This window comes from Radiobacillus kanasensis, from assembly GCF_021049245.1.
GTDB classification, from domain to species: Bacteria; Bacillota; Bacilli; order Bacillales; family Amphibacillaceae; genus Radiobacillus; species Radiobacillus kanasensis.
The window spans coordinates 1519590-1536633 of record NZ_CP088020.1; the positions used below are offsets into that span (position 1 = coordinate 1519590).

Genomic DNA, 17044 nt, shown 5'->3' on the forward strand with positions numbered 1-17044 from the left:
CCCTCACCTCTGTATGATAACTGTTCGACGTTAGTCGAATTTCCTTAACCTTTGAGGATTAAGGATGGCCAACTAAAACCGGGCTATGTGCCCAACGTTGGCATACCCCTATGAAGGGGTATGTTTCCTTTATCTCCGACGTAAGAATGTTCGATTAAAACCGCCGCTCCTGAGCGGCAAGTCGAACCACCTGGCATGGCCAGGCGCAGTCCGTACGTGGCCCTGGCAAGGGGTCTGCAGACGTTGTCCGCAAAGGACGGTCTTAGTCTGTAATCCTTAACCCCGGGCGCCTGCGCTTTTGTTTTTCTATATGTCTCTTCAAATGAATCTGATGGATGATACGAATAGTTGGTCGGATCGCCAGTTGTCCACTCCCTATAATGAATAACCAGATACCAACATGTTTCCATTCCTCAAACAAAAACATAATACTTCCGATTAAAAACCAAATGGAAATAAGAAAGTCATTCAGATTATATAAAACCTGATATGGCTTCTTAAAGAATATATCAAAATTTCCTATATTAATGATACTCTCTTGTTCCTTTTTTTGCTTCTGATTCATCTTATTGCCTCCTTCTTTATGTGTATAACACAAATGAATTAGAACTAACCTTTTCCAAGGAAAAAAGTTCTATTTTCCAAAACGGTCGAATTCGCTTGAAAAATATGGCATAATAGAAGTAGAAAGGAGCTGCATGTATGGGTGAAATTATTGACTTCGAAATTAATAAGACAAAAAAACTCCTCCAGGCGATGTCGTGGAACAAAGGATTGGAGTATGAAGTCTTTCTAACGGTTGTGAACTTTGTCAATAAGTACTCCAATTATGAGCAGTATCCAGATGATTTCTTAACTACGGAGTCCTCTTTATGTGAATTATATAAAGGAGATTCCCGTCGATTTATAGCTACCTTCGATGAGTTGTTACAGTATTGGAGTCTTGATGCATTCACTTATAGACCGGACGAAATGGAGCAATTTAAAACGGTTGGAGATTTATGTGAATTTATTGATTTGAGGGTTAGTCAATAAAAATTAGTCGAGTTAAGAGGTAGATTCAAATGAAAACATTCAAATTAATATCCTTCGATATATTGGAAGAATCAAACAAACAGGTTGTCACCAAAAATATTCCGTTGTTAGATGGACTTATTATAAACCGGGAGGATGAGAACAATCAGTGGATTCTTGAAGCTTATTTAGACAGATCCTATTACGAATATTTTGATGAACTAATGGATTTGGAAGATAAAAAATTGATGGTTCAAGTGAAAATTACGAAAGAGTCCAATCAACCAGCGACCTTTTTAGTATCCATCATTGGTTTAAACTACATCGATAACTATATGAATGTGCTTTTAATGGGAACCATCGTTGATCGAAAGCAAGGAGATATGGAAAGGAAATTAAAGCAATTAATAGAGGAAGGCTATGAAGGAACAGCTTTATTAGAAAAATTTAAAGAACTGGCTCACGATTAGAAGACTCATTTTCCCTTGAGAAAATGGGTTCTTTATTTATATTATAGCAAATTATAAAATTTGCCTGGAGTGGATAAACATACTGCAATAGCCACGTCCAGATCCAGTCCAGCTGCGCGGGCTAGATACGCACGTCTAAGCGGTTCTTCTACAGTGACAAGTTCCGTCACTTACGGAGCCCTATCCGCTTCCTAACGCGCCCAGCAACTAGCGAGACTTCCCTCATCTGTACGATAACTGTTCGACGTTAGTCGAATTTCCTTAACCTTTGATAATTGAGGAGAGCCAACTAAACCAGGGCTCCTGAGCCCAACATTGGCATACCCCTTGTAGGGGCATGTTTCCCTTTATCACCGACGTAAGAATGTTCGATTAAAACCGCCGCTCCTGAGCAGTAACTCGAACCACCTGGTATGGCCTGGCGCAATCCGTACGTGGCCCCGACAAGGGGTCTGCAGACGTTGTCCGCACAGGACGGTATTAGTCTGTAATCTTTATACCGGGCGCCCCGAGCTTTTGTTCTATTTCCTGAATTTTCGGCCGGTCTGTGGTAAAATCAACCAACTTCGCCAAGATTTGATATAATGAACGCTGTTAGAGGAACCGTTTTCAGAACTTTTGAAGGGATTTTGCATCTTCATGTCGAAAGATATAAATACCGGAAATCATCAGCACTAGAAAACTTTATCTTGTACATACAGAACAGATAAAGGATAGGAGAAAACAATATGTCTTTTACTCGTAGGGAAGACCTTCCTATGCATCAATGGCTCATTGATCATATACAGGATGCCGTTATGTTTATTGGTGTATCAGGAGAAATCATAAATGGAAGTAAGATGGCCTATGAACTGTTAGGTGTTTCTACTTCACATGCAACTGTGCAAGATACGATATTAGATATGGATCATATTAAGATATCCGCTCGTATGAGCACCTCTTTTAGCGTGAACACTAAAGATGACGCTCGTGTAGAGGTCAAAACGAGTTATGTGAACGAATACAACATGTATTTGGTATTATTGATACCATCTTCTCTCCATCAGCAAACAGCTACGATGAAACATCATTTGAATCAAATGTACACGTTGAGTCAAGAGGGTCTCGTTTTATATGATGAACATCGCATCTTAGATTGTGATCAATCATTCGCACGGATATTTGGATACACCATAGAAGAAATGAAGCAACTTTCCTTTTATGACTTATGGATGGAAAAGCATGCTAGTGATAGAAGTTTTTCTATTTATCCAAACACAGCCATCCAAATGATGGGAAAAAGGAAGGATGGAGTACCTATACATATTGAACTGCTTGTTCAGCACTATCCAGTGCAAGACCAAGTGATTCAAACGGCATTCGTTCGTGATATTACAGACGTCGTCAAAAGTGAGCAAAGAATGGAATTTATATCTTACTATGATGAACTAACAGACTTACCAAACCAACATTACTTTTCCAGAATTCTTGCTGATTCCATTGCTTACGCGGAAAACCACAAGGAAAAGGTTGCAGTATTTTTTATAGATATTGACTACTTTAAACAAATTAACGATACACTTGGTTATAAGTTTGGGGACAAGTTCTTAAAAGCCTTTGGAGACCGGTTGCGATCTTTACTGGATTCCTCGATGTTCTTAGCAAGAATGAACGGGGATGAATTTATTCTTCTACTCCGACATTTCCAAAGTAAACAAGTTGCCAAAAACTTTGCTGAAAAGTTAATAAAAGCTTTTGAGCCATCTATTGTATTAGATGACCATGAAATCTTTACATCTATTAGTGTTGGGATTAGTTTTTATCCGGACCACGGAAAAGCTCCTAATGATCTCATTAAATATGCTGATTCAGCAATGTATGTCAGTAAGGATAAACAGAGAAATCATTACCGGGAGTTTGATCCATCGATTTCAGCTCGATTTAAACAAGCTCTGACAATGGAGACGGAATTAAGAAGAGCGTTAAGTGAGAGTCAATTTGAATTGCACTATCAACCACAAAAAGAAGTGGACTCTAATCGAATTGTTGGGATGGAAGCACTTCTTCGTTGGAAGCACCCAAAATCAGGTTATATTCCCCCAAGTCGATTTATCCCGTTAGCAGAGAAATCAGGGTTTATTATCGAATTAGGGGACTGGGTACTTCGAGAGGCATGTAAACAAAATAAACGTTGGCAAGAGCAAGGATTCGCTCCTGTTGTGGTTGGAGTAAACTTATCTGTAAAACAATTTCATCAAAAAAACCTGGTTGGGCGTGTTGCTCAGATTCTAGAAGAAACAGGGTTAGATCCAAAATACTTGGAGCTTGAGATAACGGAGACGATAGCCATGGCTCACGAAGAGTCCATCTTGGATACATTGAAAGGGCTTCGTGAAATCGGTGTACGTGTGTCCATTGATGATTTTGGAACCGGTTATTCCTCTTTGAAATATTTAAGTGTATTTCCTGTTACCAAATTAAAAATCGATCGAATTTTCCTTAACAGTGAACAAAAGCAAAACTTGGCCATCGTGAAGTCTATTATTCATATGTCCCACTCTTTACAGATGAAAGTGATTGCAGAAGGGGTAGAGACAGAAGAACAGCTGAACTTTCTAAAACAGGAACGATGTGATGAGATTCAAGGCTACTTTTTTTCAAAGCCTTTGCCATTGGAAAAAGTAACGCATCTTTTATGTGAATATCAATAACAAAGTGGCTGGAGCATAGGCTCCAGCCATCTTTTATTACTTTATACTGTTGCAATTTCTTTTTTGTGGCGTCTTGTTTCAATCGGATTGTGTGCTTTTAAGAATGGGATGACCCATCTGTCTAAGCCGTAACGACCTGCGTTGTACCCTGCAACTAGTATAAATATGGTTAATAGGATCATTTGTCCGTTGGTGCTTACCGTTCCACTGAAAAGGAAGGCGAAGTTCATGATAATTCCCATTAAAGCTGCAAAGTTTGTGAAAATTCCTAAGATAAGAGCAATACCAACTAAGAATTCTCCCCACATTACTAGGAAAGTAAAGAGTTCAGCGTTCGGAATAGCAACCGTTTCTAGGAAAGCTGCCCACCATGGTTGTACAGCAGGGTGGTCTCCGGTTGCTTGACTTACAGCGCCTTGAAGGAATCCAGTTGCATCAAATCCACCTGTAATTTTGCCCCAACCGCCGGTTACCCATTGATATCCTAAATATACTCTAAGAAAAGTTAAGATGCCAGCTACAACTTTATTATTACGAATAAATTCTACAAACATGTTATTCACTCCTTAAGTTTTTATACTCGGCGATTGCCAAGTCGTTCATATTGTTCATCATTTCACAAGTGGTCCGACAAGATATCTTGTGTTTCTTACTACATGTTCATCATATCACAAGCGATTCAAATGAAAATAAGTTTGTTCAACAGTTCACAATATAGAAACAAAGTTTTGTCTAAATCGTGACAGTGATTAACGGTGGATAGAAAAATAAAGACAGCTGACGTTCCGTCAACTGTCTTAACCCCTTATGATGCTTGTAGTGTTTCTGTTTCTAGTATTTCCTTTTCCATGGATATGATTTTCAACTGGTCATTTTCATAGCCAATTCGAAAACGATAGTTTATGGTTAGTTCGTTTAATTTCTTGTCAGGCTCTTTTGTTTCATGGACCACAGTAGAAGAGACCACTGCTCGATTATTGTCTGGATCAAAGTTAGTTTCCGTTTCTTTTACAGTCGTTTCTTTCATATACATAAATTGTTCACGGAAGTTAGGATAGCTTATTTCAGCCTGTAGCTCACTTCCTAACAGGGTATAGGCATTGATGAAATCTCGTATGGAAAGACTATCAAAGAAGTAACCGATGATATAGGAAGCGTCTTCTTTCATTTGATCAGCATCAACAGATTGAGCTTCCTGTGCGAGACTATCATAATTTAAGTCTTGTTCATTCGCGTTCTTTGACCATTGTTCAATTTTTTCCATTACCGTGTTTAAAGGGATGCTAAATCCGATGTTCCCTTCATTGGAGCCAGCGGAATTAATCGCAACCACTGTTCCAGTTTCTCTATCTATTAAAGGTCCACCACTATTTCCGTTCGTAATATCCGCTGAAATTTGATAGACGTTTTCATATTGGAAGCCATCGATTTCAAAGGTTCGGTTGGTTCCTGAAATAATTCCTAAAGATACAGAGTTTTGGAAGCCGAGCGGACTACCGACCGCGATGATGTTCTTTCCGATTTCGGCTTGGTAGCTTGTACTTATCTTAGCCGGCGTCCGGTTTGAAAGCTGAGGAACGCGAATGACGGCAATATCTGTATTATCTCCAATTCCGACTAGTGCAGCTGTGTACACTTCAGCATTGGACGTTTTTACATAAATAGAAGAAGCGTCCTTTACCACATGGGCGTTGGTGATAATATCTCCCAATTCATTATATAAAAAGCCCGAGCCGATCCTTTCTCCCGTTTCCGTAACTGTTTCTATCTGCATGACGTTTTTTTGCGCCTCGTGGACAATAGATTGCAAGTTAACCTTCGTATTTGTAGATTCGATTTTCGTAACCATTGGTTCTTCTATGGTGAGTGTTTGGTTCGACCAGCTTTTGAAGTAGAAGGAGAGACCAATAGCTGTGATACAAAGAAAAGCAATGGACAAAAAAATAGGTAATTTACCTTTGAAGCGGATTGTACTCACCTCATTCTATACTAGTCTATAAACCATTTAATTTTTTTTATTTTGATTTTAATGGACGCCGGTTTTTCCTTTATGTCGTAGTGGGTGAATTCAAATTGAGCCTCTTCATCCGGATAAACAGTTTCTGGGAACGTATATAAGTCATTTGTAGCAATGGTTTCGTTTTTGCTGTTGAGTAACTCATATTCCACAGCTACAGAATTTATCGGAACAGTTGCCACACTTTTTATCCTACCAGAAACAACTAGGTTTCCTTGGTTATCTGGTTTAATATGAACCTCGACTAGTTCAACGGCATCTTCCTTATTCTTTTCTTTTTCCTCTTCAGCGGCAGTAAGCGCTTGTTCGATTCGCGCTTCCTGAGAAGTTTCAAACGCTATTTTTTCTTTCTCAATCGTTGTTTTTAAGCTTAATAGTTTTTCAGACTCTGGAGCATATTTTAGCGCATCGTTTACGACGGCTCTTGCATCTGTAAAATGTTTATCCTGTAACTGCTTAGTAGCGGTAGAATAGGCATAGGATATAATTTGTTCCTGGATTTTTTCTGCGATTTCCTTCGCTTCTTCTGTTTGTATTTCTTCTGCTTTCCAGAGCAAATTTTTTAATGTTTCATAGGATGGATTCTGGTCCATTTCAAACGTTAGTGAATCATATTGAACAGCCTTACGATAAGAAGAGATGGTGCTAATCAACTGATTTACGACTTTTCCATTATAGTTTTTGATTAATTTTTCTGCTTCTTGAAGAATGGTTAGAGACTCCTGAAACTTTTGGTCGTTTGAATAATTCTTGGCAAGTAGTAATTTTTCCTCGACATCTTGTGCCGCTTTCGTAAATTCAAGACTAATGGAAGCTGCCGGGAATTTTTGTTTTCGATCTATTGCCTCATTAAACAGTTTTTGTGCGTCTTTATATTGGCCTTCTAGTGCTTTCTGATGACCTTCTTCATATGCCTCAAGTGCTTTCGATTCTTGATGGTAGGTAAAAAGAAATACAACGCCAGTGACCAAGATTATTATACTTAACGTAATTAGTGGGGGAAACCATCTTTTATTCCGTTCTTTTTTACTTCTTTGAGAGCGGGTAAAAAGATCTTGCGGCAACTCTCGTCCACAATGAAAACAAAAGGATTCTTCTGCTTGCACCTTATTTCCGCAGTATGGACAATGCAGCATACCACACCTGCTTTCTTTTTTGATCATACATATGTGAATCTTTTTTAGTTTAACATACTAGTACTTCCATCAGAACCCATTAACTGATACTATATAAGTATTGAAAATTTGGTAATTAAGGATAGACTATACAGAAGATTGTCATAGGTAAAGTAGGGGGTGCAAGAATGACTACAGTGTTTTCCATCATCTGCGTATTAATTTTACTTGTATTCGCTGGATACTCCATTTTTGATAATGGATGATCATCAGTCATACATAAAGGGAGTCTCTTTGGAGGCTCCCTTTTGTACTTTTACTCAGACTCATTTCGATTCGACAATCTCTGATTCCGTACGAATTGCTTGAGTTGAGAGGTAATTTGGTCTTGAGTCTGTTCGTCTGTATCAAGCTGTACACCACAATGATATTTATTCGACAAGTCTTTCATCCAAACAATTTCCCCTGTTGTGACACAATGTTGGTCAAGGAGCGTAAATTCGATGATATATTGTTTGTTTTGTTCAATCGGAATATCCGTAGAGCACTCCATCCTTACACCACTTAAGCTGACATCCAATAAAAGAACTTGATACGTGGAAGACGGTGTATCTTCAGCCGTTAATGTTTTAATATTCGCTGGTATTGGTTGCTCAAATGAGAAGCGATAAGGTTCATTTCGTTTATAATACATAGAAAACCTCTCTCATACATTAATGATCTATATAGCCTGGCATTGTTTTTCGTGTATAGGTATATTTTCGGTTAAAGTATGAATGAAGTAAATAGTTCTTCGTAAAAAATGATACAAAAGTACCGATTTGTCAAAAAGTTAACATATTTTCACCGAAAAATTTGTCTAATATTGCGATTAGCTTTACTTCGAGATATTTGTTTGTCATAATCAAAAGCGTTTGATAAATAAAGAAAGAGGTAAGAAAAATGAAGGATTTAGGTGTAGTACTAGGAGATACTGATTTACAGGCAAAGATTGTTAGAAAGAGAAAAAGAATGTTTCAAATTGCAGAAAAGTATGGAATGAATAGTGTACCTACGATTAAAATCTCCCAAGAGCTAGATGTTCTCATTAACCAATATCAACGAATTAAGTATCCGAGCTAATGTGGGAAAATACTGTTTTACCTATATATGCTATGGTAAAATAAGCATAGTAGAGAGGGGGTAACTCGGTATTTAAATGAGTAATGTCGAAGAATTACTACTTAGAATAGAATTTCTTAGAAATAGAATGACCGAGATTGCCTTGGAGAAGGGTTTTACCAGTGCTGAATCGATTTATCTCAGTCAAGAACTGGACAAGCTTTTAAATCAGTATGAAGCACAAAAAACTAAATTATAATAGCCATGACCCTTTATTGAAAAATAAAGGTTTTTTTCTTATTAACTGAATTTAGGCTAGGACAAATGCTGCCTTGCGCCGAGGAAGCTTACTTCGAAGCGTTACTAGTAGACTCAGGTGAATCTTTTGCTGTCTTCACCTCGTGCTGTTCTCACAGGACAAGGAAATCTTCTTTGAATAAGCATCGCACGAAACATCCACTGCTACGCTTCCCGTAACCACGAGCAATCACGATATAATCATTAGCAACAAAATGAGATAAGCACCGTAATAGAGAAATCCGAACTGATTCGAATTCTTTAAATTTCGAACCATAGTTCGGATTATATTATGGTTAAGACAACATTTGTCCCAACCTCTCTACGACCTATAGATAAGATTGAAAATAAGTTTCTAGACGATTTAACCCTTCTTCTAGTGTTTCCATACTATAAGCATAGGAGATCCGAACATATCCTTCTCCCAATACAGAAAATGCACTTCCAGGTACAACTGCTAAATGAGCTTTATCAACTATATCAATCGCCACATCGAATACTGCTTTTCCGCCTGTTGGAATTTTAGGGAACAGATAGAACGCACCACTAGGTAACTCCAGCTCCAACCCCATCTTTTTTAGTCTATTATAGCAATAGTCTCTTCTTCGAAGATATTGTTCTCTCATTGGGATTGCATCATCCATTCCGTTCGACAGGGCCTCTAATGCCGCGTACTGACTAACGGAAGCGGCACAAGATACGTTATATTGGTGGACTTTAATAAGGTGGCTTGCCAACCATTCGGGAGCAAGGATAAAGCCAATTCGCCAGCCCGTCATAGAATGAGATTTTGATAATCCATTGATGACAATCGTTTTATCACGCATTCCGGGAAAGGATGCAATGGAACAATGCTTTCCTTCATACACTAATTCACTATAAATTTCATCTGATAGAACAAAAATATCCCGATTCTTTAACTCATCTGCTATTTCTCGTAATTCTAGCTCGGAAAGAGTGGCACCCGTTGGGTTGGACGGATAAGGGAGCAGTACACATTTCGTTTTATCCGTTATATGTTCTTTAATCAGTTCTCTAGTCAGTTTAAATTGATGATTGGTTGTATCCACATGAACGGGAATCCCTCCTGCCAATCGGATTAGTGGCTCATATCCAGGATAAACCGGTCCAGGTAAAAGGACTTCATCCCCAGGGGACAGTATCGTTCTTAATGTTATATCTATTGCCTGAGAGGCACCAACAGTGACGATAATTTCTTTTTCCGAGGAGTAGGTAAGGGCATATTTATCTCGAACAAAAGTATGAATGGCTTGCCTTAAAGATAAAATGCCGGCATTTGGCGTATAAACAGTATGATTGTCTTGGATAGCTGTAATTCCAGCCTGTTTTACATGTGTTGGAGTTTCAAAATCCGGCTGACCAATGGTTAAGGATAGAACGTTTTCCTGCCCAGATACCATGTTATAAAATTTGCGAATGCCAGATATTTCAATGTTCTCTACGTGGTTATTGATGGCTAGTTTCATAAGTCCTCCTGTAATTTTTACAAAATGTTCAAACAATTTCGTATATTTATCGAAAAACGTGTAGTATAATGAAAGCATTCCATTATTCGACCATAAGGAGAAATGTTCGTGAGACAGCGGAAGCCTTCATTTAATGAGCTTGTAAATCGAAATAAAGAAGAATTGATGAAAGATTCGAAAGCTTTGACAGAAATTGAAGAGCAGATAGAAAGTCGTCGTCAAGCTGAATCTTCTACAAATGATTCAAATAAAGAGAATGCAAAATGATCATATCATAGAGATTTAAAAACCTCCAAGCAAATAAGAAGCGCTTTTCCTCTGGGAAAAGTGTTTTTTTGTTTCCTTGTTTTAAGACATCTTTATTTTGTCAAAGCTAATTAGAAAAGAAAGGGTGATAGAATGAAAGATTTTTATATTCATTTTTTAAAGGACATGTTCACAGGATTGGGGATATCTGAATCGGTTGTTTATTTTATCTTGGGATTTCTTAGCATTAGTATTGTTTATCTTCTTTTGAAACCAATCGTACGAATCCTGGTTCTATTACAATGGGATAAGTTTCTAACTTTTTTACTTAGTAGTGTTTTCGTTTTGGCCTTAACAGTTAGTTTTCTAATCCTGACATCTGAAAGTGCTTTTGGTCATGCAGCAAAAGTTATCCTCGGATTCTGTAGTTTTGGTTTTCTTCTATGTAGTGTTCAATTATTTCGCTTGCTTTTATCCACTGGTAAGTCGTCTAAGCAATCCGTTACACAAAAAGTATAAAGAAAAGATGCCGACAACATTGGCGACATCTTTTAATTTATACCTCTTACCGTTTAAACCGCTTTGATTTAAAAGGGCTTTCCATCTTACCTAAAGACGACGGGGTATAGTAGGTGGATCGATTTCGTAAAGGTTTCGGTTTTTCAATCGACCAGCCTAGGTAAGTAGCAAGCAGTTTCTTAGCTTGAGATAGGGACATTTGAGTTTTGGGATTCCGATAGTTTTGATCTAACTTTCCTAAGTGGTCTAACGTTTTGAAATCGTCCTTGCTCGGTGGGATATGGAAGTAGTATTCATCTATTTGTACGAGTAGGGTAGAGTGCTGATGGCTAAATTTGGGATGGTCGGAGAAATGTAATCCGATTTTAGTTGCAGCTTTTTCCTCAAGAAGTTTTTTTATGGCTTCTTTTTTCAATTGATAGAGATATTTGGGATCAGGCGCTGTTTTAGCATGTTTGTTGACAATGAATAATGCTCTAGCTATATCTTGAACCTCTTGATTTCTTTGTTGCACAATCATCCTTCTCCTTTCACTTAGTAGGGGGGTAGATTTCTAATATATTACACAATCCTATGTAAAAATTCAATGAATTGAAGTAGAAAAAGAGCCAAACGGCTCTTTTTCTACTAGATTTGATCAATCAGTCATAGAATTAATATCTTGAACAATTTGGTCCATTTCTGCGGCTTTACGACCATCATAGCGTTTAATGGCATTTCCCTCCGGGGTAACTAAGTAAAAATAGTATGTATGGATCCGTTGGTCGGAATCCGCCACCTTCTCTACAGGGGCCTTGAAGGACTTTATGGAGAATTCCTTTATTGTATCAAAAGAATAACCCGTCAAAAGACTCCAATTTTTAAAGGTTCCGCCTCGTTCAGCAGCATATTCTTTTAATATTTCTTTTGTATCATTCTCTGGATCAACGGAAAATGATATAAGTTCTACTTCAAGATCTGCTTCTTTTAGTTTTTGCTGTAATCGAGCCATATTTGCAGTCATTGGTGGGCAAACCGTTTGGCAGTTCGTAAAAATCATATCGGCTACCCAAAACTTACCCTCTAATTGTTCTTTCGTAATGGTTTCGCCATCTTGGTTTTCAAAGCTAAAGGATTGGACCTCATAACTGAAATCCCCTTCATAGTTATTTCCACATCCTACTAGAAGAACGATCATCAATATTCCTATCCATTTTATATAGTTCATTATGTACCCTCCACATTAGCCTTTCGGATAAATAGTAACATGTTTATTCCGGAAAAGAAAACACGGAGAAGTCCCTACGAGGATTTCCGGTTAAGTGTAAAAACCGTAATTTCTGGTTTGCATAAAAAGCGATAAGGGACACGAGTAGTACCAATCCCTCTACTTACAAATAGCTCCATAGGACGTTCTTCAAATGTATATTTACCTTCGACATATTTTTCAGCATAAGCGGGGGTGTACAGATAGCCAATCAGTGGTATTTGAATTTGTCCACCATGACTATGCCCGGAAAGCTGGACATCTACTGGATAATCCTTCGATATATCGGCGAAATCTGGTTCGTGTACTAATAGAACGGAGTAGAGGCTTTCATCGATACCTTGTACTGTTTGTTCGATATTTGGTTTACCTAACATCATGTCATCCAATCCCGACAAGGCAATTTGATCTCCATGTTCATTGGTAATGAGTGTATGATTATTTTGGAGGGTAATAAAACCAGCTGCTTCCATGGTTTCTTTAACAATTTCAGTGCCATAGCCACCGTGATCATGATTTCCATATATCCAATATTTGCCTTGTTTACTTGAAATCCCCTGTAGGGTGTTAATAATCGTTTGATTCCATTCATATGTATGGGGCTTATCCACTAAATCCCCAGTGAAAACGACCAGATCTGGCTCTAACTTATTTATTTGTTGTACGAGCTGATTTAGTTGTTCAAGAGAAAAGTGGAACCCAACATGCGTATCACTGAATTGAATGATCTTGAAGCCATTATAGGAATTAGGTATTTTTGGTGACATAAGCTTTTCAGAATGTATTTTTAACATTTTAGGTTCTATTTCATGCGCATAATAATAAGTTCCTCCTCCGAGCCCTAATAAAGCAAGCGTAGAAGAAAGGAATCGTTTTAGGAATGTTCTTCGATTCATAGGAACAACCTTTCATCAGACATTACATGTTTGTATGTGTCATTATAGCATGATTTTAGAAGAGTGTGGGAGGAAGGAATGGACATAAGAAAAGCCCTCTTCCATGAGGAAAAGGGCGAGCTTTAAATGATGTAGTAGAAGACGGCGAGAAAATGAAACATGGAACCAGCTAACACAAACAGATGCCAGACCGCGTGGTGAAAGTGAAATTTCCTCCATACGTAGAAAACGGCTCCTACTGTGTAAAACATACCACCTAGAACGAGATAAGTAATACCTTCAGAGGGTAGTTGTTCTGTAAGTGGGCCCCATACAAGTGTAATCATCCATCCCATCAGGATATAAAACACGGTAGATAACACTAAAAACTTGTTTACAAAAAACACTTTAAATACGACTCCGATTACTGCAATGCCCCATACGATGCCAAATAATGTCCATCCTATTTCTCCGCGTAGGGGACCGAGTAAAAATGGTGTATAAGTTCCCGCAATAAATAAGTAGATGGAAGAATGATCAAAGATCTGAAAAATATTCTTCCACTTTCCGTCCGGTAGGCTGTGTACAATCGTAGAGGACAGGTACATGATCAACATGGTTGAACCAAACACAGTTGCCGATACAATCTGCCACGCAGAGCCTTCTAGGCTTGCATATATTATTAATAAAATTAAAGCTACGATACTCAAAACAGCTCCAATTCCATGCGTGATGGCATGAGCTATTTCTTCTTTTTTTGTGAAAGTATGTGTCGTCATTTTTAAAATCCTCATTTCCTTCTATCTCCTCTATTATACCTTAAGATTTAGTAGCATGATAGGGCACTTCTCCCTATATAGCTAGGGGAGTATTTAAAATATCTGGTCTTATTATGGCTAGCTAACAAGCATTTATAAGAATGAAATATGGAGATGAAAAATATAACAGTAAACCCAGGATTTAATTAAGTGAAATCATTGGGGGGGCTTGACATTTTCAAGTAGAACGATCATTAAAACTTTATTTTTTTCTGAACTAGCAATTAGTCGCCAACCCTTATTTGTGATAAACTATGTAAGAGACTTCCATTGCGTGAAAATAACTCCTTCAACTGTAAACAAAGGGAGTGGAGACATGACGAGTACAAAGCACAGTGAGTTAACAGATCATAAAGTTGGAGATTTAATGATTCCATCTGAAAAAGTGGCACATGTACAGCTTGGAAACCCTTTAGAGCATGCATTATTAGTATTAGTGAAATCAGGATATTCCGCGGTTCCTGTATTAGATATTTCCTATAAGCTACAAGGAACGATAAGTAAGACTGCGATTTTAAACAGTGTTCTTGGCTTAGAAAGATTTGAAATGGAAAAGTTATCCGATATCAAGGTAGATCATGTGATGAATCAGAATGTACCCTTTTTGCACCGAGATGATGATTTTGTCACAAGTGTAAAATCCGTAGTAGATTTCCCATTTGTCTGTGTAGCCGATGAGGAAGGCTATTTTGATGGAATATTAACAAGACGAGCAATTTTGAAGCAGTTGAATAAATACATTCACGCAAACCGTAATAAGCCGGAAATGGAATCATAACCTTTTTGATTGGCAGTTCAATCATGGGTTTGGTAAAGTAAAGTGAAAATAGTACTAGTATAGGAGGCAATTGTCTTGAAAATGATGGATGCAAACGAAATTATTTCGTTTATCTCTAACAGCAAAAAATCAACACCTGTAAAAGTGTACGTAAAAGGAAAAGACCTATCTAACCTTACATTCAGTGAAGAGGTAAAGACATTTATTACTGGTGATACTGGGGTTGTATTTGGAGAATGGAAAGAAATAAAAGAAGTACTTTCTACATATAAAGACCAAATTGAAGATTACGTCGTGGAAAGTGATCGTAGAAATTCCGCTATTCCACTGCTTGATACTAAGGATATTAATGCACGTATTGAACCAGGTGCTGTCATTCGGGACCAAGTAGAAATTGGGGACGGCTGTGTTATTATGATGGGTGCGATGATTAACATCGGTTCTGTAATTGGAGAAGGAACCATGATTGATATGAATGTAACCCTAGGTGGAAGAGCAACAGTAGGGAAAAACTGTCACATTGGTGCAGGCTCTGTCTTAGCTGGTGTTATTGAACCACCATCCGCTAAACCGGTTGTGATTGAAGATGATGTTGTAATTGGTGCAAATGTAGTTGTATTAGAAGGGGTAACGGTAGGAAAAGAATCTATCGTAGCTGCAGGGGCAGTTGTTACGAAAGATGTGGCTCCAAATACGCTTGTTGCTGGAACACCTGCTAGGGTTTTAAAAGAAATCGATGACCAAACTAAAGCAAAAACAGAAATTAAACAAGAGTTGAGAAAATTGAATGACGAATAATAGAAAACCTTTATAGAGGATGTTCAAAATTTTCTTTTTGAACACGCACTTATAGGAGGAAAAAAGCAGGGGGCGAACTCCTGCTTTTTCTATAGAAAGAAGGCAGGTAAGAAGATGTTAGATGTAGCCAATTTAATTAAAATAAGAAGAGACCTTCATCAGATTCCAGAGTTAGGTTTTCAAGAACACAAAACACAAGCTTATCTACTAAATTTTATCCAGGCCCTTCCTCAAACACACCTATCTGTGAAAAAGTGGAAGACGGGTATTCTTGTAAAGGTAAAGGGAACCAATTCATCGATGCTAGTCGCTTATCGAGCTGATATAGATGGTCTTCCGATTGAAGAGGAGACAGGTTTGGAATTTCAATCCAAGCATGAGGGCTATATGCATGCTTGTGGGCATGATTTGCACATGACGATTGCCTTGGCTACTCTGGAAGCCATGGCTAAACAGCCACCAGAAAATGATGTTCTATTCGTGTTCCAACCAGCCGAGGAAGGACCGGGTGGAGCATTACCTATGATGCAATCAGAGGAATTTAAAGAGTGGTGGCCAGACCTCATATTTGCTCTACACATAGCACCCGAGCTTCCAGTTGGAACGATATCGTCCAAGCCAGGCCTGCTTTTTGCCAATACGAGTGAGCTTTTTATTGACTTTAAAGGAAAAGGTGGCCACGCCGCATACCCACACCTCACGAAAGATATGGTAGTTGCAGCCAGTGGATTTGTGGGGGAGTTACAAACGATCGTATCTAGAAGAGTTGACCCTTTGGAGAGTGCCGTTATTACCATCGGAAAAATAACAGGTGGGACTGTTCAAAATGTCATTGCGGAACGAGCGCGGTTGGAAGGAACGATTCGTACGTTATCACCTGACCTAATTCCAATTATTAAACAGGAAATTGATTCCTTGAAACGTGGTTTTGAAGAGATGTATGATTGTTCCATCTCCATAGATTTTGGCGCGAATTATTACCAGGTATTTAATCAATCAGATTTAGTTGATCAATTTAAACATATAGTAGAAAGCAGTGAATTGGAATGGAAAGAAGCTCCTGCTGCAATGACAGGGGAGGACTTTGGTTATATGGTAAGAGATATTCCTGGGTTTATGTTTTGGCTAGGAGTTGATTCTCCATATGGTCTTCATCATAGTAAATTAACAGCGAAAGAAGAAGCAATTCCGATAGCTGCTAAGCTCGTGGAAAAGACGTTACGAGAAATGAAAAGCTTGAATGCATAGATTATTTCAATTGTGCACACTCTATAAGTAGATTTATTAGACATATAGAGGAGGCTATTATAATGGCGAAAATTGGAATAGAACAATCTCTTTCAAACGTAAAAAGTGCACTTGAAGAAAGAGGACACCAAGTCATGGAAATAAAACAGGCAGAAGATGCCAAGCAATGCGATTGCTGTTGCGTAACTGGTCAAGACAAAAATGTAATGGGGATGGCTGCAACGGATATTGCAGCACCAGTAATCAACTGTGATGGCATGAGTGCTGATGAAGTTTGCCAACACGTTGAACAAAATCTTCGATAGAAAAGTTATGAAAATCCCTC

21 protein-coding genes are annotated in these 17044 nt (G+C 38.2%); 11 read left to right on the forward strand and 10 right to left on the reverse strand.

What is annotated here, in order from left to right; genetic code table 11:
• Window positions 1-262: 262 nt before the first annotated feature.
• Window positions 263-565, reverse strand: a complete 303-nt coding sequence (locus tag KO561_RS07955) for a YrhK family protein (RefSeq protein WP_231096577.1) — start codon at window positions 563-565, stop codon at window positions 263-265.
• Between the two features lie 137 nt (window positions 566-702).
• Between KO561_RS07955 and KO561_RS07960 the strand changes: the two genes are divergently transcribed.
• From KO561_RS07960 to KO561_RS07970, 3 genes are all read left to right on the forward strand, one after another.
• Window positions 703-1035 carry a hypothetical protein gene (locus KO561_RS07960; RefSeq protein ID WP_231096578.1) on the forward strand — a complete coding sequence of 111 codons (333 nt, stop codon included), beginning with the start codon at window positions 703-705 and terminating at the stop codon, window positions 1033-1035.
• A gap of 29 nt (window positions 1036-1064) precedes the next feature.
• Window positions 1065-1484, forward strand: coding sequence for a YwpF family protein (locus tag KO561_RS07965; RefSeq protein WP_231096579.1), 420 nt, complete (start codon window positions 1065-1067; stop codon window positions 1482-1484).
• A gap of 728 nt (window positions 1485-2212) precedes the next feature.
• On the forward strand, window positions 2213-4174 hold the full coding sequence (locus KO561_RS07970; protein WP_231096580.1) for an EAL domain-containing protein: 1962 nt from the start codon (window positions 2213-2215) through the stop codon (window positions 4172-4174).
• A 41-nt stretch (window positions 4175-4215) separates the two neighbouring features.
• Here the strand turns inward: KO561_RS07970 and KO561_RS07975 are convergent, their stop codons facing one another.
• From KO561_RS07975 to KO561_RS07990, 4 genes are all read right to left on the reverse strand, one after another.
• Entirely contained in the window at window positions 4216-4728 is a 513-nt protein-coding gene (locus KO561_RS07975) for a DoxX family protein (RefSeq protein ID WP_231096581.1), read from the reverse strand.
• 251 nt (window positions 4729-4979) lie between these two features.
• On the reverse strand, window positions 4980-6152 hold the full coding sequence (locus tag KO561_RS07980) for a S1C family serine protease (protein WP_231096582.1): 1173 nt from the start codon (window positions 6150-6152) through the stop codon (window positions 4980-4982).
• Window positions 6153-6163: 11 nt separating this feature from the next.
• The gene (locus KO561_RS07985; protein WP_231096583.1) at window positions 6164-7327 is read right to left on the reverse strand and encodes a zinc ribbon domain-containing protein; all 1164 of its coding nucleotides are present in this window, start codon (window positions 7325-7327) and stop codon (window positions 6164-6166) included.
• Between the two features lie 295 nt (window positions 7328-7622).
• A complete protein-coding gene (locus KO561_RS07990; RefSeq protein WP_231096584.1) occupies window positions 7623-8000 on the reverse strand; it encodes a PilZ domain-containing protein in 378 nt (125 codons plus the stop codon).
• Between the two features lie 248 nt (window positions 8001-8248).
• On the opposite strand from KO561_RS07990, the gene KO561_RS07995 reads away from it, so the two are divergent.
• Both KO561_RS07995 and KO561_RS08000 read left to right on the forward strand, forming a co-directional pair.
• Entirely contained in the window at window positions 8249-8428 is a 180-nt protein-coding gene (locus KO561_RS07995; protein WP_231096585.1) for an aspartyl-phosphate phosphatase Spo0E family protein, read from the forward strand.
• A gap of 76 nt (window positions 8429-8504) precedes the next feature.
• On the forward strand, window positions 8505-8666 hold the full coding sequence (locus KO561_RS08000) for an aspartyl-phosphate phosphatase Spo0E family protein (protein ID WP_231096586.1): 162 nt from the start codon (window positions 8505-8507) through the stop codon (window positions 8664-8666).
• A gap of 367 nt (window positions 8667-9033) precedes the next feature.
• On the opposite strand, the gene KO561_RS08005 is transcribed toward KO561_RS08000, so the two are convergent.
• On the reverse strand, window positions 9034-10191 hold the full coding sequence (locus KO561_RS08005; protein WP_231096587.1) for an aminotransferase A: 1158 nt from the start codon (window positions 10189-10191) through the stop codon (window positions 9034-9036).
• A 108-nt stretch (window positions 10192-10299) separates the two neighbouring features.
• On the opposite strand from KO561_RS08005, the gene KO561_RS08010 reads away from it, so the two are divergent.
• A complete protein-coding gene (locus tag KO561_RS08010; RefSeq protein ID WP_408004851.1) occupies window positions 10300-10458 on the forward strand; it encodes an FbpB family small basic protein in 159 nt (52 codons plus the stop codon).
• 132 nt (window positions 10459-10590) lie between these two features.
• Window positions 10591-10956, forward strand: coding sequence for a hypothetical protein (locus tag KO561_RS08015; RefSeq protein ID WP_231096589.1), 366 nt, complete (start codon window positions 10591-10593; stop codon window positions 10954-10956).
• Window positions 10957-11002: 46 nt separating this feature from the next.
• On the opposite strand, the gene KO561_RS08020 is transcribed toward KO561_RS08015, so the two are convergent.
• From KO561_RS08020 to trhA, 4 genes are all read right to left on the reverse strand, one after another.
• Window positions 11003-11476 carry a YkyB family protein gene (locus tag KO561_RS08020; RefSeq protein WP_408004852.1) on the reverse strand — a complete coding sequence of 158 codons (474 nt, stop codon included), beginning with the start codon at window positions 11474-11476 and terminating at the stop codon, window positions 11003-11005.
• A gap of 117 nt (window positions 11477-11593) precedes the next feature.
• Window positions 11594-12163 carry an SCO family protein gene (locus KO561_RS08025; protein ID WP_231096591.1) on the reverse strand — a complete coding sequence of 190 codons (570 nt, stop codon included), beginning with the start codon at window positions 12161-12163 and terminating at the stop codon, window positions 11594-11596.
• Between the two features lie 74 nt (window positions 12164-12237).
• Window positions 12238-13098, reverse strand: a complete 861-nt coding sequence (locus KO561_RS08030; RefSeq protein ID WP_231096592.1) for a metallophosphoesterase — start codon at window positions 13096-13098, stop codon at window positions 12238-12240.
• A gap of 122 nt (window positions 13099-13220) precedes the next feature.
• Complete coding sequence (gene trhA, locus KO561_RS08035) at window positions 13221-13871, reverse strand: PAQR family membrane homeostasis protein TrhA (RefSeq protein ID WP_231096593.1); 651 nt, start codon at window positions 13869-13871, stop codon at window positions 13221-13223.
• A gap of 340 nt (window positions 13872-14211) precedes the next feature.
• On the opposite strand from trhA, the gene cbpB reads away from it, so the two are divergent.
• The 4 genes from cbpB to KO561_RS08055 all read left to right on the forward strand — a co-directional run bounded on the left by cbpB (window position 14212) and on the right by KO561_RS08055 (window position 17024).
• Window positions 14212-14673, forward strand: coding sequence for a cyclic-di-AMP-binding protein CbpB (cbpB, locus tag KO561_RS08040; RefSeq protein WP_231096594.1), 462 nt, complete (start codon window positions 14212-14214; stop codon window positions 14671-14673).
• Window positions 14674-14748: 75 nt separating this feature from the next.
• Entirely contained in the window at window positions 14749-15471 is a 723-nt protein-coding gene (dapD, locus tag KO561_RS08045) for a 2,3,4,5-tetrahydropyridine-2,6-dicarboxylate N-acetyltransferase (protein ID WP_231096595.1), read from the forward strand.
• Window positions 15472-15585: 114 nt separating this feature from the next.
• Window positions 15586-16719 carry an N-acetyldiaminopimelate deacetylase gene (locus KO561_RS08050; RefSeq protein WP_231096596.1) on the forward strand — a complete coding sequence of 378 codons (1134 nt, stop codon included), beginning with the start codon at window positions 15586-15588 and terminating at the stop codon, window positions 16717-16719.
• A 62-nt stretch (window positions 16720-16781) separates the two neighbouring features.
• Complete coding sequence (locus KO561_RS08055) at window positions 16782-17024, forward strand: YkuS family protein (RefSeq protein WP_231096597.1); 243 nt, start codon at window positions 16782-16784, stop codon at window positions 17022-17024.
• The last annotated feature ends 20 nt before the right edge of the window (window positions 17025-17044 follow it).